An 18538-nucleotide genomic window follows, 5' to 3' on the forward strand; every position below is an offset into this window, starting at 1 on the left:
GACGGTCAGCGGCGGCGGAATGGGTGACCGGTGTCGGCCGGGCAATGGGTCGGGTACGAGAGCGATATGACGGCGGAATACCCACCGTGTCAGGCGGAGCGCCGACCCGGCGCGCTCTGGGCGATCGCCCTCGCCGGAGTGATGAATTCCGGCGGATTCGTACGGACCGAACGCCGGTCGAAGCGGGCCAGGTCCTCGGCGGTGCCGAAGTGGCGGTCCATGCGCCGGACGGCCTCCGCCCAGGTCTCCATGGAGTGCACCGAGGACAGGGTCTCCACGACGAAGGGGTCCTCCAGGCGCGCGAGCGTGCGCTCCCACAGCACCGTCCCCGGCTCCTCCAGGAGGCTGCCGACGGTCCCCTCGTACACGGGGATCCCGCGCACCAGGCCGTCCGGCTCCACCTGCATCACCAGGGTGTCGACGCGCCGGGCGACGCGCTCGGGGTTCATCACCAGGTTCATGTTGTCCGTGGTGTAGACGGACACCGTCGGCGGCGCCAGCGTGCGCAGCCGGGAGCGCAGCGTCTCACTGGTCAGCTCGGTGACCTGGTCGTCGTCGAGGAGCTCGTGCGCGTAGAACTCCAGGCGGCTGGCGAGCCCTTCGGGCACGGCGGCGTTGAACCCCAGCGTGGTGAGGTGCGGGAACCGGTGCGCGATGTCGGCCGCGAAGGCCTTCAGCTGCGGGAAGTTGCTGCGGATCACCACACAGTCGATGCCGAAGCGCAGCCGCCCCCGGCCGGCCGCGCTCCGTTCCCCCGCCACCTCGTCGAGGAGTGCCAACGTCGCAAGGACCCGGTCGAAGGAACCCTTGCGGCCCCGGATGCGGTCGTGCACCTCGGGCGTCGCCCCGTCGAGGCTGACGATCACCTCGTCGAACCGGTCCGCGAGCCGCTCGGCGAGCGCCCGGCTCATCACCCAGCCACTGGTGTTGATCGACAGCTTCACGCCGCCGGCCCGCAGCCGCTCGGCGACCTCGAACACGCCCCGGACGACGAGCGGTTCGCCTCCGGACAGCGCCACCACCCGCGGCCCGAGCGCGACCAACGCGTCCGCGACCCGCAGCATGTCCGCCGGCCCGAGCTGTCGCGACGGCCGCCGCCCCGATTCCGAATAGCAGTGCGAGCACCGCAGGGGGCAGGCGTACGTGGTGTCCCACACGACCACTTCCGGACCGGAACTACGACTCATGACAGCCACCCGTTCTCGAGGAATCCGCGCTGGCGATTGAGTTCAGAGTGTTCTCTCCGGCGTCATTCCGCGGCACCCGGGCACCCCCCAAACCGTATGGCGGTTTTCCTCCATACGCGGTGGATTATTTCCGTGGACGCCCGTCGTGACGAACGCCGATAATGTCGCCCGTGGCAGGCAGAAGCAGGGGGATGTGCCTTGTCGCGGTAAGTGGCGGAGTGTTCATGCTCTGGGCAACGCTTATCGGGACAACGCAGCTGGAGAACCGGTATGTTCTGCCCTGGGTCCTCGGATCCGTACTACCGTGCTATTTCGCCGGGCTTTTCACCTGGTGGCACGCCCCGTCGAGCCCCGTGGCCCGCCGCCTCCTGCTGCTCGGCACCTGGCTGTCCGTCGCCATCGCTGTGCGCCACACCACGAACCTGATGATCCGGGAGCTCGGGTGGCATCTGCGCCCGAAGGTCGGCGGCCCGGTGCTGCCGCTCGACCTCGGCCTCCAGGTCACCCACGAGATGTGCAACCTGGCGGTGAGCATCCTCATCCTCCGCCTGCTCGCGCTGCTGCCCGACGGCCGCTACGTCTTCCGCTACGAACGCCACGTCCTGCGTGCCCTGTGGGGACTGCTGGCCCTGCCGATCGTGCTGCCCCTCGCCGGAGTCCCGCAGAACATCGTCTACTACGTCGTCTTCTACTACCCCGAGGCCTGGCTGCCCGGCCTCGGCGCCGCCCTCCTCGTCCTGCGCTGCCTGCGCGCCCGCGCCGCCGGACGGTCCGACATCGCCGCCCTGCTGCCCTGGGCCGCGCTCGGCGCCGCCGTCCTGCTGGCCCGTGCCGCCAGCCGCCTGTTCCGCTCCTGGCAGGGCGAGCAGGGCATGTTCTACTTCATCGGCGCGCTCCTCGGCGCCCTGCCCTACATCCTGATCTCCGTCACCCTCGTCTACGCCGCCTTCCGCCACCGGCTGCTCGGCGTCGACATCGTGCTGCGCCCCTCCGCCGTCTACGGCTCGCTGTGGTTCATCATCAACAGCTGGTACCTCGGCATGGCCCTCACCCTCGGGCTCACCGCCGGGCTGTTCTTCCCCGTCGGTCTGGCCCTGCTGGTCGCCGTCGTCGCCACCGCCCTGTTCCGGCCCCTGCGCGACCGGCTCGACGCCCTCGTCGAGCGGCGCGTCTTCGGCAAGCGCCTGAGCAGGTTCGAACTCCTCGTCCAGTTCAGCACCACCCTGGAGCACGCCTACGACCTCGACCGGCTCGCCCCCCAGCTCGCCACCGGCCTGCGCGACGGCCTCGGCCTGCGCTGGGTGCGCGTCCGGCTCGGCGGCAACGGCCTGCCCCTGTCCACCGCCGAGGCCGGGGAACGGCCCGCCGCCGCCCGGCCCGTCAAACAGTTCCCGCTCTTCTACGGCGACGACACCCTCGGCCTCATCGAGTACGGCCCCAAGACCGAGGGCCGCTTCACCCCTGAGGACCACGCCATCGGCGGCACCCTCGCCCGCTCCGCCGCCCTCGCCGTGCACAACGTCCGCCTCGCCGCCGAACTGTGCGCCCACGCCGACGAGATGCAGCGCCAGGCCGCCGAACTCGCCGCCTCCCGCGCCCGCATCGTGCACGCCCAGGACACCGAGCGCCGCCGCATCGAACGCCGCCTCCACGACGGCATCCAGCAGGACCTGGTCGCCCTCGTCGCGAAGCTCGCCCTCGCCCGCAACCGGCTGCACCGCGGCGGCGGCATCGACAGCGCCCTCAACGAGATGCAGGACGACGCCTACCGCGTCATCGACGAACTCCGCGAACTCGCCCACGGCATCCACCCGCCCATCCTCACCGACCAGGGCCTCGTCGCCGCCGTCACCTCCTGCGCCCGCCGCATGCCCATCCCCGTCACCGTCCAGAGCGGGCAGTCCCTGGCCGGCGTGCGCTACGCCCTCGACATCGAGGAGTCCGCCTTCTACCTGGTCTCCGAAGCCCTCACCAACGTCCTCAAGCACGCCTGCGCCGGACACGTCACCGTCCGCATCACCCGCGCCGACGGTCGTCTCCAGGTCGAGGTGACCGACGACGGCACGGGCTTCCCCACCGCCACCACCCACGGCTCCGGCCTCACCGGCATGCGGGACCGCACCGAGGCCGTGGGCGGCGAACTCACCATCACCAGCCGCGCCGGCGCCGGCACCGTCATCCGCGCCCGACTTCCGGAACACGTCAGGGAGGACACCCGTGCCTGACCGCCACCCCGTGCCTGACTCCCACCCCGCTCCCGACCCGCACCTCGCGCCCGACCCCCGCCCTGCTCCCGAGCGCCCCGCACCGCTGCGCGTCGTCATCGCCGAGGACCACTATCTGGTCCGCGAGGGCACCCGCCGCCTCCTGGAGGACACCGGCGAGGCCGACGTCCTCGCCGCCGTCGGCACGGCAGCCGAACTCCTCGACGCCGTGGCCCGGCTGCGCCCGGACGTCGTCGTCGCCGACATCCGGATGCCGCCGGGCCACCACACCGAGGGCATCACCGCCGCCCACGCCATCCGCGAGGCCCACCCCGGCATCGGCGTCGTCGTCCTCTCCCAGCACGCCAACGAAAACTACGCCTTCGACCTCTTCCGGCGCGGCACCGACGGCCTCGCCTACCTCCTCAAGGAACGCATCGGCGAGGTCGACGAACTCCTGCGCGCCCTGCACGAGGTCGCCGCCGGACGCTCCGTCGTCGACCCGCGCATCGTGGAGGTCCTCATGGGCAGCCACGCCCGAGCCGCCGACGCGCCCCTGTCCCGCCTCACCCGCAGGGAACTCGACGTTCTGCGCCACATGGCCGAGGGCAAGACCAACCGCGCGATCGCCGACTCCCTGCGCCTGTCCGAGTCGACCATCGAGAAGCACGTCAACTCCACCTTCGCCAAGCTGGGCCTCGCCGAAATACCACAACTGCACCGCAGGGTCAGCGCGGTCCTCGCCTACCTGCGCCACGCACCGCCCGGACCGGAGTGAGCTCGGCCGCGAAGAGCACGCGGCGGCTCGCGCAGGCGGTCACCTCCCGCAGCTCCCGCAGCCGGGAACGGAAGACGGCGGGATCACCATCGGACTCGGCGGCGAGCTCCGTCACCGAGTCGAGCAGCAGCTCGGTCGTGCGCACCTGCCGTTCACGCCAGCGATCGGTCACTTCGTAGGCGCACACGGTGAATCCGGCCGCTTCCAGCACCGGACGGTGGTCGGTCACCTGCGGCGGCCGGGCGTCCGGTTGCGTGTGGAAGTCCCAGGTGGTGCCCACCAGGCGGCTGCCCGGGCGCAGGACGCGGGCGGCCTCCCGGCAGGCCGCGGCCTTGTCGGGGGCGAACAGCAGGGCGTCGACCGTCATCACCCCGTCCACGGACGCGTCCGCCAGGGGCAGCTCGTCGAACGCCCCGAGGCGGAACTCCGCCCGTCCGGCGGGGGCGGACGACGGCCCCCGGCCCGCCGCCCGCGCCTGCCGACGAGCGTGCCGCAGCGCGACCGCCGAGACGTCGACCCCGATGAGCCGGGCACCCCGGCGCCCCGATACCCGCAGCCCCGGCCCGCCGCGCCCGCAGCCCGCGTCCACCAGGACCTGCCCCGCTCCGACTCCCAACACGGCCTCCATGCGGGTCAGTTCGCTGCGGGTGACGTAACTGTGGATGTGCAGGTTCTCCGGGTACTCGTGTCCATAGACCTCGCGCCAGACCCGTTCGGTCACCCGGGAGCCGGGGCGGGAGTACGTCCGCTCGTGCCGTGCCGTCCAGTCGGTGTCCGCCATCGGTGCACTCTCCCCACACGGCGGGGTGTGCACAAGAACCCCCGCGGGAAGCGCTGTGCGCCGCTCGCGCCGCGCAGCGCCCCTCGGCTCGCGCCGTCCTCGCGCGCAATGCCCTCCTGTGCCGGGCGCGTCGGCTGTACCACGATGGTGACCGCACACCGACCGGTGTCGGAGTGTGTCTGAGGCGGCGCGTTCCCTCTCGTCCGCGGGAGGGAATCGCCTCGCGCCAGTTGTGCCGCGACGGGCCAGGGGCGGCCCCGAGGGCTTGGACCCACATCTGTGGCAGCGAGCCGCGGCCGGCTTTTCCTCTCGGAGACGAACCGTGCGGTCGTCTCCGCCTTTTCCTCCGATGCGGCTGGGAAGTGACGCCGCAGGAGGTACGCGCAGTACAGCAATGGCGAAATCTTCGTCCGGGCACCGCCGTGCGGTGTGCCTCGGCGAGAAAAGGAGTGAGGGCTTGTTCACCATCACCAAGGAATTCCACTTCTCGGCCAGTCACCGGTTGGACCACCTGCCCCCGGATCACCCTTGCGGGCGGCTGCACGGGCACAACTACATCGTGGTTCTCGAGCTCTCCGCCGCCTCCGACGAGTTGACCCGGCCCGGCTTCGTACGGGATTACGGGGAACTCGGCCAGTTCAAGAAATGGCTCGACGAGACGGTGGACCACCGGCACCTCAACGACGCGCTCGCCGACCGTAATCCATCGGCGGAGAACATCGCCCTGTGGATCTACCAGACCTGGACGAACGACTATCCGGAACTCACCGCCGTGCGGGTCTCCGAGACACCGAAGACCTGGGCCACGTACCGGCCCGCGATGGCCGTCGCCGCGCGCACGGGCCATGCGGGCGACTGACCCGCCCGACCCGGCCGACCCGGCCGACCCGCCGGGCAGGGTGGACAGGTCCGGCACACGAGGCGATGCGTCCCGCGGGGCCGCGCAGGGCGACGGCCGCCGCCGGGTCGGGCAGGGCGATGCGCGAGGCGAGCTGACGACGCAGGCCGTCGAGCGTGACGTCGAAGCGGCCGATGCCGTGGGCCGTGCGGAGCACCTGCAACCGGACGCCGAGGCGCGTCAGCTCGTCCTCCAGCTTCCCGGCGTCCGGCCCGAACCCGGAAAGGCCCACGAAGGCGGGCCGCGCCCCCAGCCTGGCCAGATTGACCGCGACATTGCGGCCCACACCGCCGTGATGCCGCTCCACGCTCCACACCGCCTGCGTCCGGCCGCCCGCCGCCGAGGTGTGGGTCCCGGCGCTGAAGTACTTGCGGTCCATCACCAGCGAGCCCATGACGACGATCTCGCCGAGGCCGTCGAGTTCATTCCGCACCGGATCGTGCCCCCGAAACCAGTCGTGCCGCCGAAACCAGTCGTGCCCTCGCAACCATTCGTGTCCCCGGACCCAGAGGAAACCCCACGTCGTGGAAGAGAAGGCTGAGAAAGCCGCACAGAGCCACGGAGTTGACGCGTCCTCGGACACCGCCGAGGTGTCCGGCTTCTGGTGGAAGTTCTGGCTGATCTATCTCGCGGGCGTCACCGCCGCCACCAGTATGGGGAAGATTACGCCGGTTTCCGTAGAGATGCGAGAGGATATGTCGCTCTCTCTCAGCCAAGTGGCGCTCATCGCCTCCTTGGTGACGGCGGTCGCCGCCGTACTGGGCCTGCTCGTCAGCTATCTGCTCCGCCCGTTCGACCCCCGCCGGATGCTCGTGGGCGGACTGGTCGTCATGGGTGTCGCCGGGCTCTTCTGCGCCCACACCGGGAGCTTCGGCACCCTCCTGGGCGGACGCCTCCTGGAGAGCGTCGGCTACGTCATCGTGGTGATCGTCGCCCCGGTGCTGCTCTTCGGCCTGGGCAGCGGCAGCCGCCTGACGTCCGCGCTCGCCATCTGGGGCACGTTCATGCCGGTGGGCCTCGCGGTGGGGTCGTTCGCGGGCGGGGTCCTGTCCACCTGGTTCGACTGGCAGGGCTGGCTGACCATCGCGGGGGCGGCGACGCTGGCGGTGGCGGTCGCGACGACGCGGCTGCCGGGGGACATCGCTGGACGACGCCCGGCCCCCGTACGCGTACGCGGGGATGCCGGGACCGTACGCCGCCGAGCCGAACTGCGCCGACGCACCCGCAGGCTGGCGCGCCCCCTCGCGCTCGGCGCGGCCTTCGCCACGATCAGCGGCGCGATCGTCACCTGCGTGACCCTCTACCCCACGTACCTGCACGAGGAGTTCGACGTCCCCACCGAGACCGCGGGGACGCTCACCGGCATCGTGTCCTTCGTCGGCGTCGCCGGTGGCTTCCTGGCCAGCGCGCTGCTGCGCCGGGGCAAGGACGTGAAGTACCTGTTCCTGGTGGCGCTCCTTATGCCGGCCGCGGCGTTCGCCGCCTTCGGGGGAGTGGGTGGCACCGCGGGCTCCGTCAGCGGCGCCCTGGTGGTCGCGCTGAGCAACGAACTCGTCGTGGCATCGGTCTTCGCGGCCATCCCGCTCGCCGTCCGCGCGACCTCCGACATGGACGCCGCGAACGGGCTCGTCGCCCAACTCGGCAGCATCGGCGCGCTCGCGGCCCCACCCCTGGTCGGCCTCGCGGTCACCGCGGCGGACGGCTGGTGGGCGGTGGGGCCCTGCCTGCTGGTCGGGTGCGGGGCGGGGACGGTGCTGTTGTGCCTCGCGGCGCGCGAGGGAGGGGAGGAAGGGCGGAAGGGGGAGGAGGAGCGGATGGCGGAGGCGTCGTGAGGGCGCTGCGGGCCGATGGCGTCGCCTGGCGCGTCGCGGGCGTCTGGCTGAGCCGCTGAGCCGCTGAGCCGCTGAGCCGCTGAGCCGCTGAGCCGCTGAGCCGCTTCGCCGTAGCGCCGCTGAGGTGCTGCGCGCTGTCGTCGCGGGAGACCTGCGCGGTGCGCGCGAAGGCTTCCACGACGCTGCGCCCCTGCCGAGCGGATGTGGCGCTGAGCCGCTGACTCACAGCCCCCGCGCCGGTTTTGTCACACGCGTGGCTAGTCCTCTGTGCCTCCCTCGTCGACGGTGGTCCCTTCTGGGCGCGTGGAAGGACTCAGCCGTGAGAGGGGTTCAGCCGTGAGACGTAGGCGGTTTGTGGCAGGGATGGCGGGGGCGCTGTCGGGGATCGCACTGGGTGCGGACCCGGTCCGGGCCGCCACGGCGGCACCGCGCGCGCAAGGCTGGCAGGCCGTACCGGCGCCCGGCAGCACCCCCGCATCGCAACTGCGCCGCATCGCCGCAGCCACCACCCAACTGGCGTGGGCCGTGGGCGAGGAGGGCCTCGCAGGACCGTCACGTGGGCGTGCTCTCGCGATGCTGTGGAACGGCAGCACCTGGACGAAGACCGACCTGTCGCACCTGGCGCACAGCCGGTTGAGCGACGTCGCCGGTACGTCCTCGGCCTCGGCCTGGAGCGTCGGCATGCCCACCGGCACGGCCAGCCCGCTGCTGCGGTGGGACGGGACCACCTGGCGCCCGGCCGCGTTCCCGGGGCAGGGCGAGTCGGGCGTGCGCCTCGACGGGGTGGCGGTCGGCGCCGACGGGCAGGTGTGGGCCTGCGGCAGCCGGGGCGGCGCGGCCCGCCTGCTGCACGGGGACGGGCAGCAGTGGCGGTGGCTCGACCCGCTGCCGGTCGCGGGCGCGAGTCTGTACCGGGTCGTCCTGGGGGCGTCGGGCGAGGTGTGGGTGGCCGGTGACCAGGCGTCCGGCGGCGGCTGGTCGGGACTCGTGGCCCGCTGGAACGGTACGTGGACGGTCCTGCCGCCGATCACCGGTGCCCGGCTGAGCGTCAGCGATCTGCACCCCGCCGGGCCGGACGACGTCTGGGCCGTGGGCACCGACGCGGGCGTCGGCGGCCCGCCCGGACGCCCCGGCAACCCGGTCCTGGGCCACTGGGACGGCACGGCCTGGACCCGCGTACAACCGGGCTTCGTGGTCGGCTCGTTGACCGGCGTCGCCGCCGACGTGCAGGGCCGCGCCGCGTGGATATCGGGCTGGAACTACCAGGACCAGGCCCGCAGCACCTACCTGCGCCGGGACGGCGACACGTGGACCGTGGTGCGGGGCCCGGCCGGGGCGGCAGCGCCGTACCTCAACGACGTCACCCCCGTCCCGGGGACCGCGGGCTACTGGTCGGCGGGCATGACGGGGTCCGCGCCGTTCCCGCCGACCGAGGCGTACACGGAGCGCTTCGAGGCCTGAGGCGCGCCGCGTGCGGGCGGCGGCCCTCAGTCGATGACCGCGGTGGCCTCCAGCTCGACCAGATGATCGGGAACGTCCAGCGCCGCCACACCCAACAACGTGCCGGGCGGCACCGGGGTTCCCCCCAGCTTCGCTGCCGCCCGGGAGACGCCTTCCAGGAACGCGGGCATCTTGTCGGGAGACCAGTCGACGACGTACACGGTCAGCTTCGCCACGTCGCCGAAGGAACCGCCGACCTCGGCCAGCGCGGTCGCGACATTGAGATAGCACTGCTCGACCTGAGCGGCGAGGTCGCCCGCGCCGACGGTGACGCCGTCGGCGTCCCACGAGACCTGCCCGGCCACGAAGACCAGCTTCGACCCGGTCGCGATCGACACCTGCCGGTACGCGTCGATCTCCGGCAATCCGCTGGGGTTGACCAGGGTGATGGCCATGCTGTCCGCCTCTCCTCGCGATGAGCGCCCACGGGGCTCGCACGCGGCCGCCGAACCAGCGGGCGCTCTCGGTTCCTTGTGGTTACTCGGGAACGCTAAGAGAGTGAGCGCTGACCTGGAAGAACGCACTTTCCGGTGACTGGGGAACCTGGAGGTGACCCAGCAGCTCAGAGGCATGCTCATGCGCAAAAGGGACCCGGACCGCACACCCGTGAAGCAGCCTGCGAAGGGCTCCGCCTGTGCCTGCGAACGGCTCCACCTGTAGGGAAAACCCCCGCACTCCGCAGCGGCGAACCCCCTCGCCTTGCAGGGGCAAACCCCCTCGCCGAAGCGGAGGATCACCCCAGTGCACCCCGGGTGCCGAAAACGGCAGAGTCGCCGACATGACCTTCACTCGGTTACCTGGAAGATTCCCGGCGTCCGGCGCACTCGCCCTGGTGTGCGCCGCGACCGTACTCGCAGGCACAGGGCATGCGGACACCCAGAACGCCGCCTCACCCGCCACCCGGGCCGCCCACCCGCAGCAAGCCGCGGCTCGCGGCTCGGTGATCTCGGCGACACCCGTGGCGGACCTGAACGCGAAGGAGGTCGCCGCCCGCCTGAAGACGGCAGGCATCGACGCGGAACAGGTCCGCTACGGCGTGCGGGCACACCGGATCGTGTACCGCACGGTCGACACCGAAGGCCGTCCCACCACGGCCAGCCAGCTGGTCGTGGTGCCCAGGAACGATGACCGTGAACTCCGGGTCGTGTCCTGGCTGCACGGCACCGAGGTGTTCCGGGGCGAGGTGGCCTCGGTCAACGACGAGTCCATGGACCGGGCCACGGCGCTGCTGTTCGCCTCGACCGGCCTCGCGGTGTCCGCGCCGGACTACCTCGGCCTGGGGGAGGGCCCCGGATCCCATCCGTACGGCCACCCCAAGGCGACCGTCACCGCACCACTGGACGCGCTCCGGGCGACCCGCGCTTTCGTCCAGCGGGACGGGCGCGACCTCGACCGACGCGTCCTCATCAGCGGCTTCTCCCAGGGCGGGCCCGCCACGATGATGCTGGGCCGGGCCCTCCAACAGGGCACCGACCGCTACTTCCGCCTGGGCGCCCTCGCCCCCATCGCAGGCCCCTTCGACCTGACCGGTTTCGAGGCCGCCGCGGCGAACGACGAGATCGCCCGCTCCTCCCTCTACCTCGCCTACTTCGCGACCGCGTGGAACCGCATGTACGGCCTCTACACCACGCCGAAGGACGCCTTCCGCGCCCCGTACGACAAGAAGGTGGAGTCCCTCTTCGACGGCAACCACACAGGTGAGCAGATCGCAGCCGTACTGCCGAAGACCTCCAAGGAATTGTTCACCCCGGCCTTCCTCAACAAGATCCGCCACCCCACCGGCGAACTCCGCCGCAACCTGCGGGCCCTGGACACCACCTGCGACTGGCGCCCCCAAGTCCCCGTCCACCTCTTCCACTCCAAGGCCGACGAAGACGTCCCCTTCAAGAACTCCGCACACTGCGCACGCCAACTGACCACCAACGGCGCCGCACACAAGCTCACCGAGGTCACCGAGGCCGACAGCCACAGCACGACGGTCCTGAAGGCCGCGCCACAGGTGGCACGCGAGTTCAACACCACCCACTGACCCGCACCGCACCTGCTCGCCGTGTGCCCCGCACGTCCCCGGACGCGCGGGGCACACGCTCTGCGGCGCCGCAGGCGCATCGCCGCGAACCGTCCACCCAGGCCGCGCAGCCGTCCAGCCGCACAGTCACACAACCGCACAAAAGTTTGCCCATTCGCTCGTCATGGCGATTTCCCTGTTCGTGTTCATGACGAGAAGCTGATCCGTGGCATCGCCAACGGCGCCTGGTCGGCGCACGGCTTCCTGAGGGAGAGTCACCGTGAGGACCATCGAGCACGTCGTGTCCAGGCACCATCCCGCGTTCGACGTTCCGGCCCTGCATCTGGGCCTCGGCCGGGACGACAAGGTCTATCTGGTGATCGCCGGCCGCGCGGACGGGCAGGCGGTGCGACTGGAGCCGGACGGTTCGAAGCAGCGGTTCGGGCGGGTCGGGTACGCGGCGTTGGCCATCACGGTCAACGCGGACGGCGTGATCGCGACCGCCGAGACCCACTTCCCGCACCGGATCGACTTCTGGGATCCCGAGTTCAACTCGCTCGGCAGCATCGACGACTTCACCGCGAACGACACGGACGGCTACTACGCGCCGTCGGCCGTCGAGGCGGCCGAGTCCGGCTGGTTCTACGCCATCGACCGACCAACTCGTCGTGCGCAGCAACGGCGACGGCGCGCTGTTCGACCAGATCGTCCTCGCCCGCACCGAAGCCGCCCTGCCGGACCTGCGGCTGCCCCCGTCGACCTGATGTCGTAACACGCTGTGGAATGAAGGCAGTTGGATGACGTGGAGGCTGCTCGTGCCGCGCACTGATCAGGCGTGCTGGCCCGCCGTGACCGTACCGATGGTCAGGCGCAGGTCCGTGACGTCCAGGAACGTACCGATCCGAGCGGCCTCCTTGTCCAGAGCCCGCCGCCTGGCCGCGCTGAGCGGGGCCAGCGGCTCCACGGTCAGGTCCGCCTTCCGCCCGGAGCGTCGCAGATGCCACACCCCGGCGACCGTCCCGTCGATCAGCAGCACCGGGTAGTTGCCCGCCTGGCCGGTGCGGGACAGGGCGCGGGCGGCGGCCGGGCCGGGGAAGAGCCGGTCGCGCGGGTGGCAGCCCACCACGTACGCGTCGAAGTAGGGCAGGAGCCGCAGCGCTGTCGCAGGAGCGGCACGCTGTGGTCCCTGGTCCGCCTCCCCGTCGTCGGAAGCGCCCAGCCAGCCGGTGCTGCCCTCGACATCGATCTGGCGCAGGCTCCCGTCGGCGGTCAGCTTGTCGAAGAGCGTGGCCGCCCACGGGGCGGGTGCGCCCAGCCACTGGGCGAACTGCCGGGGCGTCGCCGGTCCGTAGGCGTACAGGTAGCGCTCGACGAGCGCGCCCAGGGCCTCGTCGGCGGGCGCGGGCCGGAAGCCGGGCAGCCGTCGCCGAGGGCTGACGTAGGTGGCCTTGCGACCCCGGTCGGGGCCGAAGCACAGCGCGCCCCGGCGGGCCGCGGGGACCAGTGCCTGGCGCCAGCGGGGCCACATCCCCTGGAAGGCCGGGATCACCAGGTCGCCCGCCCACGGGCCGGTGGCCCCGACGACCGCGTCGCCCAACTCCTCGACGGTCAGCCCGTCGTCGGCGGCGTCCTCCAGCGCGACGGCGATCGCCTCGACGACCTGCTCGGCCTGCTCGTCCGTCAGTCGCGACCCCTTCGGCATCGCACCCGGCCCCGACGGCAGCGCGGACAGCGCCCCGGTCCACATCGGCAGATCGCGCGCGGGCAGCAGATGCACGGTGCCCCGCGGCCCGAACGTCTTGACCAGGCCGTCCGGCCCGCGGAGCGCCGCACGGACATCGGCGCGGGTGCCGCCGCCCGACCGCGCGCCGATCGACAGTTCGGCGGCGGACATCACCTGGGCGTGCGCCCCGCACATGGCGGCCACGATGTCGGCGACCCGGGACGGCTCCGCGGTGGCGGGCGACGCACCCGTCAACCCGTGCCGCGCCATGCGCCGGGTCCATACCTGCCGCCACGACAGGTGCGGGCCCGCGGTGGTGTCGATGTCCGTGTCGATGTCCATGGCCGCCACCGTAGAAGCAAAAGAGGTCAAATTCCGTCCTAGGTGGCGGCGGCCGCGCCGAAGCGGATGCCCTCAATCCCCTCTGAACTGGGGTTATGGCAGCGGCGCAGATTGACTTTGCGAGGCCTTTACTGTTGTCTGCCGCCATGAACAGACGCATTCGCGCCACCGTGTGCACCCTCGCCGCCGCCGGTCTCCTGCTCACGCTGAGCGCCTGCTCCGAGGCCGAGAAGAAGGCCGTCGACGCCGTGGACAAGGCCGTCAACGAGAAGTACGAAGTGACCTACGAGGTGTCCGGCAAGAGCGTCGACGAGATCGAGTTCGCCGCCGGCGGAGGTTCCGCGTCCAACCCGAAGCTGGAGAAGGTCAGCAAGGTGCCGCTGCCGTGGAAGAAGACGGTGACGCTGCGCGGGATCATGCCGCCCACCGTCGTCCCGATCTCGACGGACCCGACCGGCTCCGACCTCACCTGCAAGGTGATCTACAAGGGCAAGGTCATCAAGGAGGCCTCCGGCGAGAACGTCGTGGCGGGCTGCATCGCGGTCTCGCCGATGGGCAAGTAGCACCCCCGTACCTGCGGGTGAGCGAAGCAGCCGGTACGGAGCCTCCCGCCACGCGCGCGGGAGGCGGGTCGTGGGCCTGGGCGCCGCTCAGGCCCTCGCCGCAGGCCGCCCCGACGGTCGCCCCGGAGCCCACCGCCCCGTGAGCCACCGCGTCCCGACCGCGACCCAGGCCGCCAAGGCCACCCACGCCAAGGGCCGCTGGGGCAGCGTCGAGGCGCCGATGCGCTGCGCCGCCGCGAGATGCGCCGCCGTGAGGTGCGCGGTAGCGGTGGCGTACATCCCCAGCGGGAAGACGATGCACCACAGCGCGGGCTCATACGCGAGCGGGACGCGATGGCGCAGATGCCGCCAGACACCGGTGGCCGGCAGGACGGGGATCAGGAGGGTGGCCCAGGACCACAGCACGACGACCGCGGCGCCGAGCGGGGCGCGGGCCACCGTCGGCAGGAGTTGGTCGTGGGTAAGGAGTTGGGCACCGCGAGGGTGCTGATGGCGGCGGCGCCCATGGTGACCCAGTAGCTCGGCGCCAGCCGATCCGGCGGGGGCAGGTCGCACCGCAACCGCCGCACGACGGACGCCAGTGTGGCCGCGTACAGCAGGCGTCCCACCAGTCGCCGGACTCGGGGACGTCCGTCTGGTCGCCGAACACCTGCGGCGAGGCGATCGGCAGGTCCGCGTACCAGTCGTAGAACGACAGCATCGGCGCGCCGATCAACGCGTGGAACCGGGCGCCGACCGCGTGCGAGGCCATCGACATCGCCGGGATCGGGGAGAAGCCCGCGATCCGGTCGGGGCCGTGCTCCTGGAGCGTGTGCACATGCGCGGCCGCCGCGATCTCCAGGGCCTCGGCCCAACTGACGCGCACCAGGCCGCCCTTGCCACGGGCTGCCTGGTAGCGGCGGCGTTGGTCCGGATCACCGGTGACCTCCGCCCACGCCGCCACCGGGCCACCGCCATACCGGGCCTTTGCGTCCCGGAACATCTCTACGAGGACGCCCGGGCCAGCGGATAGCGGACCCGCGTCGGCGAGTACGTGTACCAGGAGAACGATGCCCCGCGCGGGCAGCCCCGCGGCTCGTAGTCCGGCCGGTCCGGCCCGGTCGAGGGGTAGTCGGTCGCCTGCGTCTCCCAGGTGATCAGACCGTCCTTGACGTACACCTGCCACGAACACGACCCCGTGCAGTTCACCCCGTGAGTGGAGCACGCCACCTTGTCGTGGGCCCAACGCTCACGGTACGGCTGGTCGTTGACCTGCTGATCCGTACGGAAGACCGCTCGTCCCTCGGGCGTGGTCGGCACCCGCCGCAACAACTGCCCCGCCGCGAATAATCGTTCAGCCGCATCCGAGGCGATCCGCCCCGCCTTCGCCCTGCCACGTCCCACACCACGGACTCCCCTCGGAGATCGGCATGCCGGAGTGGTCGTCTCCCGCACCCGCGTCTCGACGAACGGGGCCAGAATTCTCTCCTCCGGTCCGTGGTGTAGACCTATTTTTGGCCAGTTGGATGTACCTAGACGTTATTTTCCGTGCTCTTTGCGATGGTTGATACAGGGAAAGTCAAAAGGGGGACGAAGCGGAATCGCGCGCGGTGGCGACACCTCGCCGTTCGCACGCCTGACTGCTTGAGTGCGCGATTCTTTGATCGCTCGTGGCAGGTCGGGCTCGGGGAGCCCGGCCGCCGGGCCGCCGACGCGGCGCGAACAGGTGGTGGTGCCTCGGGATCAGCCCGCGTACACCCGGCCCTGTTTCACGACGAAGCGCGCGGCATCGGAGCAGCCGATGGACGGCGTCACGAGCAGACGCACGCTCAACGGCGCGGGTTCGGTACTGGCCGTCGAGAACGCGCAGACGGCGCCCTTGCCGGTGAGCGGGTACCAGAACCAGCCGTCGACGTCGCCGACGGTGACGCGGTCCGATTCCTTCCAGGCGCCGTTGCGCTGCTGGTAGACCTGCAGGCGTACGGAGGCGGCGTACTGGTCCTCGGTGGAGCGCAGCGCGGTCAGGGTGATCTTGTAGTCGGAGCCGAGGGCGGACGAGGCGATCTGCCGGGTCTGCGGGGCGGCGGTCCCCGCGGTGGAGGACCCGGCACCGGCGGCTCCGAGGGCGGCCGCCATGACGAGGGTGAGGGCAGCGGTGACGCTGCGGCGCGTACGCGTGTGGGTGCGGGGCAGGCTCATGTGGTCCCCCCGTGGGAACGAGTTGAACGGACGTCGTGAATGCCACGGACGTCGGAACAAGTGGGACGGAGAGCCGAACGGCCCCCGTTGCATGCGAAGACACGCCGTACGGGCCCGGGCTTGTACGCCCACGGACCGGCTGCGAATGACGGACTGCGGAGTGCGGTTGAGGACCGTGCCCTCGTTCACGCGGCAGGGTGCGGGCGACGCCGTCACCCGCACGGGGCGTCGACTGATCCGGAGGGGCGCATCCGACGGCTGAGGATCGCGTACAGCGACCCGGAGACGACGATCCCGACGGGCAGCGCGAGGTCCAGGCCGTCCAGGGCCCGCGCGATCGGCCCCGTGTAGAGGGTGTTGACGCACAGAGCGGACGCGGCCACACCTCCGGCCAGCGCCAGGGCTCCCGCCGTGTTGACGCCGGCGGTGTACCAGAATGGGCTGTCGGGGGTCTCGTCCATGAGGGTCGGGCCGTCGTAGTGGTTGTGGCGCAGCCAGATGTCCGTGGCGTAGATGGTCATCGCCGGGCCGAGCAGGACGACGGTGAGCTGGAGGACGTTGCTGACGGTGTCGAGGAAGTCGGAGACGAGGAGCGCGTACAGGGTGAGGGAGACGGCGGCGGTCCCGTCGGCGAGCACGCTGAGGGAGCGGCGGATGCGGATGCCGACGGCCTGGAGCGCGAGCCCCGCGCTGTAGGCGGTCAGGGCGTTGAGGGCGATCGTGCCGAGGATCAGGGCGAGCAGGAAGAGCGGGTCGAACCAGCCCGGCAGGATCTTCCGCAGCCCGGACTGCGGGTCCGCCATGTCGACCGCCGACGCGGCGCAGGCGCCCAGGGAGCAGACGACGACGCCGGGCACGAACCCGCCGAGCGCGGTCCAGCCGAGCACCGCCTTCACGGAGGTCGTACGCGGCAGATAGCGGGCGAAGTCGGCGCTGGTGGTGTAAGACAGCGGCGCGGACGAAATGAGGGTGACCCCGGCGACGAGAACCGTCCACAGCTCGGCTCCCCTGAGCGGCGCGGGCGGCGCGTACGAGAAGTCGGTGTGCCGGAGCACGCTGACCGCGACGACGGCGAACACGGCGGTCAGGGCGAGGGTGATCGGCAGGTACAGCTTCATGATCAGGCCGTGGCCGTACACACCGATGGTCAGGGTGATGGCGGCGATGACAAGGACCACGACGATCTTGACGCCCGTGCTCGCGGTCAGACCCGCCTTCTCGACGAGGGAGAACGCGGCGGTCGCGGCGGCGGCCAGATTCAGGGCGAAGTAGCAGACGGAGATCATCCAGCCGACGACGGCGTTGTTCACGCGATTGCCACGGATTCCGTAGATCGCCCGCGTGATCACCTCGCTGGGCGTGCCCGCGGCCGGGCCGGATATGGAGAGCAGGCCGGTGAGGAGCCAGAACAGGTTGCCCACCACGATCACCACGAGGGCCTGCCCCAGCGTCAGGCCCATGAGGATCAGGGTGCCGCCGACCACCAGGCTCAGGTAGTTGACGTTGGCCGCCGCCCAGACGGAGAACAACTGGCGTGGGTGGCCGTGGCGTTCGTGCTCGGGGATGTAGTCGATGCCGTGCGCTTCGACGCGGCCCGCGACGTCGGAGGCGGGCCGGGCCTGCTGCTCGTCGGCGGTGGGTGGTGCCGCTGGCTTGTCGGCCGTCGGTCGTAGCTCTTGCCTGCTGGGGGACGGCCGTACCTCCTGCCCACCGGGGGACCGTGCCCCTTGCCTGCCGGGGGAGGGCTCCGCCTCCGGTCGCGCGGTGCAGGTGCTCTCGGGCGGGTCGGGAATCGTGGACGCCATGCGGCCCCTCCGGATGCTCTGGTAGCCCACCTGCTTGCTTATTGGTCGCACACTCAATAGCATGGAATCCATGCCGTCAAGCGTCCAGAACAAGCGAATTCGCAAATCTCCAGCGGCCAGACGTGCGGAAATCGTTGCGGCTGCCGCCGGTGTGGCACTGGCGGAAGGGCTGGAGTGCATCACCCTCCGGCGCGTCGCGGAGGAGCTCGACGTCCGGCCGGGGCTGATCAGTCACTACTTCCCGGCGGTGGACGACCTCGTGGCCGAGGCCTACGGCAACGCCGTCGGCTCCGAACTCGACGAACTCCTCCCGGCCGACCGGGCCGACGCCACCCCCACCCGGCATCTGGCGCGGTTCTTCGCCCGCACGACGGGGGAGGCGTACGACGACGTCAGCAGGCTGTGGCTCAACGCCCGGCACCTCAGCCGCTACCGCCCCGCGCTGCGCGACCGCGTCTCCGTCCAGGAGGACGCCTGGCGCGACCGTCTGGAAGGAGTCATCCGCGACGGCGTCGAGACGGGCGAATTCCGTACGGAGGACCCCTTGATGACGGCCATTCAGATCCTGGTCGTCCTCGACGGCCTGGGCATGCTCGTCAACAACGCGAGCGCCGACGGCGGCCCACCCGCCGTCCGGCGCCTGCCCGTCACCACCGCGGAACGCGAACTCGGCCTGCCCGCCGGCACGTTGGCCGGCGCCCCGAACTGACCCGCCTCAAAGGCCTTCGCCCTCAAGGGT

Annotated in this window: 17 protein-coding genes and 1 pseudogene; 9 read left to right on the forward strand and 9 right to left on the reverse strand. The window is 71.4% G+C overall.

Translation table 11 applies throughout. The annotated features are described in order from the left end of the window. Positions 1 to 89 precede the first annotated feature (89 nt). Positions 90 to 1187 (reverse strand): radical SAM protein, encoded by a 1098-nt coding sequence (locus IE274_RS20965; protein WP_190117359.1) that lies wholly within the window; start codon positions 1185 to 1187, stop codon positions 90 to 92. Between the two features lie 353 nt (positions 1188 to 1540). Between IE274_RS20965 and IE274_RS20970 the strand changes: the two genes are divergently transcribed. Together IE274_RS20970 and IE274_RS20975 are read left to right on the forward strand one after the other, a co-directional pair. After that, entirely contained in the window at positions 1541 to 3412 is a 1872-nt protein-coding gene (locus tag IE274_RS20970) for a sensor histidine kinase (protein WP_190117360.1), read from the forward strand. Next, entirely contained in the window at positions 3405 to 4169 is a 765-nt protein-coding gene (locus IE274_RS20975; RefSeq protein ID WP_307822151.1) for a response regulator, read from the forward strand. Before IE274_RS20970 ends, IE274_RS20975 begins: the two co-directional genes overlap by 8 nt. Here the strand turns inward: IE274_RS20975 and IE274_RS20980 are convergent. After that, positions 4120 to 4950 carry a class I SAM-dependent methyltransferase gene (locus IE274_RS20980; RefSeq protein WP_190117361.1) on the reverse strand — a complete coding sequence of 277 codons (831 nt, stop codon included), beginning with the start codon at positions 4948 to 4950 and terminating at the stop codon, positions 4120 to 4122. The genes IE274_RS20975 and IE274_RS20980 overlap by 50 nt on opposite strands. A gap of 457 nt (positions 4951 to 5407) precedes the next feature. On the opposite strand from IE274_RS20980, the gene IE274_RS20985 reads away from it, so the two are divergent. Beyond that, entirely contained in the window at positions 5408 to 5809 is a 402-nt protein-coding gene (locus IE274_RS20985) for a 6-pyruvoyl trahydropterin synthase family protein (RefSeq protein ID WP_190117362.1), read from the forward strand. Here the strand turns inward: IE274_RS20985 and IE274_RS20990 are convergent. Further along, complete coding sequence (locus IE274_RS20990; RefSeq protein ID WP_190117363.1) at positions 5715 to 6281, reverse strand: PfkB family carbohydrate kinase; 567 nt, start codon at positions 6279 to 6281, stop codon at positions 5715 to 5717. The genes IE274_RS20985 and IE274_RS20990 overlap by 95 nt on opposite strands. Before the next feature lie 91 nt (positions 6282 to 6372). Here IE274_RS20990 and IE274_RS20995 point away from each other — a divergent pair, with 91 nt between their 5' ends. Next, positions 6373 to 7680, forward strand: a complete 1308-nt coding sequence (locus IE274_RS20995; RefSeq protein ID WP_190117364.1) for an MFS transporter — start codon at positions 6373 to 6375, stop codon at positions 7678 to 7680. A 336-nt stretch (positions 7681 to 8016) separates the two neighbouring features. Beyond that, entirely contained in the window at positions 8017 to 9141 is a 1125-nt protein-coding gene (locus IE274_RS21000) for a hypothetical protein (protein WP_229909693.1), read from the forward strand. Between the two features lie 26 nt (positions 9142 to 9167). On the opposite strand, the gene IE274_RS21005 is transcribed toward IE274_RS21000, so the two are convergent. Then, entirely contained in the window at positions 9168 to 9575 is a 408-nt protein-coding gene (locus IE274_RS21005) for a RidA family protein (protein ID WP_190117365.1), read from the reverse strand. 383 nt (positions 9576 to 9958) lie between these two features. Here IE274_RS21005 and IE274_RS21010 point away from each other — a divergent pair, with 383 nt between their 5' ends. Continuing rightward, positions 9959 to 11209, forward strand: a complete 1251-nt coding sequence (locus IE274_RS21010) for a lipase family protein (protein WP_190117366.1) — start codon at positions 9959 to 9961, stop codon at positions 11207 to 11209. Between the two features lie 259 nt (positions 11210 to 11468). After that, the gene (locus IE274_RS21015) at positions 11469 to 11960 is read left to right on the forward strand and encodes a hypothetical protein (protein WP_190117367.1); all 492 of its coding nucleotides are present in this window, start codon (positions 11469 to 11471) and stop codon (positions 11958 to 11960) included. Positions 11961 to 12017: 57 nt separating this feature from the next. Here the strand turns inward: IE274_RS21015 and IE274_RS21020 are convergent, their stop codons facing one another. Continuing rightward, positions 12018 to 13253: a winged helix DNA-binding domain-containing protein gene (locus tag IE274_RS21020; RefSeq protein ID WP_190117368.1), complete on the reverse strand. Its 1236-nt coding sequence runs from the start codon at positions 13251 to 13253 to the stop codon at positions 12018 to 12020. A 146-nt stretch (positions 13254 to 13399) separates the two neighbouring features. On the opposite strand from IE274_RS21020, the gene IE274_RS21025 reads away from it, so the two are divergent. Then, positions 13400 to 13816, forward strand: coding sequence for an MmpS family transport accessory protein (locus tag IE274_RS21025; RefSeq protein WP_190117369.1), 417 nt, complete (start codon positions 13400 to 13402; stop codon positions 13814 to 13816). An 87-nt stretch (positions 13817 to 13903) separates the two neighbouring features. Here IE274_RS21025 and IE274_RS21030 read toward each other — a convergent pair whose 3' ends face one another. The 4 genes and pseudogenes from IE274_RS21030 to IE274_RS21045 all read right to left on the reverse strand — a co-directional run bounded on the left by IE274_RS21030 (position 13904) and on the right by IE274_RS21045 (position 17799). After that, the gene (locus IE274_RS21030; protein ID WP_372447112.1) at positions 13904 to 14371 is read right to left on the reverse strand and encodes an SLAC1 family transporter; all 468 of its coding nucleotides are present in this window, start codon (positions 14369 to 14371) and stop codon (positions 13904 to 13906) included. Between the two features lie 43 nt (positions 14372 to 14414). Then, positions 14415 to 15115 (reverse strand): annotated as a pseudogene (locus tag IE274_RS21035) (molybdopterin-dependent oxidoreductase); the annotation flags it as partial. 423 nt (positions 15116 to 15538) lie between these two features. Continuing rightward, positions 15539 to 15994, reverse strand: a complete 456-nt coding sequence (locus IE274_RS21040) for a hypothetical protein (protein ID WP_190117371.1) — start codon at positions 15992 to 15994, stop codon at positions 15539 to 15541. Positions 15995 to 16206: 212 nt separating this feature from the next. Next, complete coding sequence (locus IE274_RS21045) at positions 16207 to 17799, reverse strand: purine-cytosine permease family protein (protein ID WP_229909695.1); 1593 nt, start codon at positions 17797 to 17799, stop codon at positions 16207 to 16209. A 70-nt stretch (positions 17800 to 17869) separates the two neighbouring features. Between IE274_RS21045 and IE274_RS21050 the strand changes: the two genes are divergently transcribed. Further along, positions 17870 to 18508, forward strand: a complete 639-nt coding sequence (locus IE274_RS21050; RefSeq protein ID WP_190117372.1) for a TetR/AcrR family transcriptional regulator — start codon at positions 17870 to 17872, stop codon at positions 18506 to 18508. Positions 18509 to 18538 lie beyond the last annotated feature (30 nt).

It is taken from the genome of Streptomyces flavofungini (genome assembly GCF_014650815.1).
Classification (GTDB): Bacteria; Actinomycetota; Actinomycetes; order Streptomycetales; family Streptomycetaceae; genus Streptomyces; species Streptomyces flavofungini.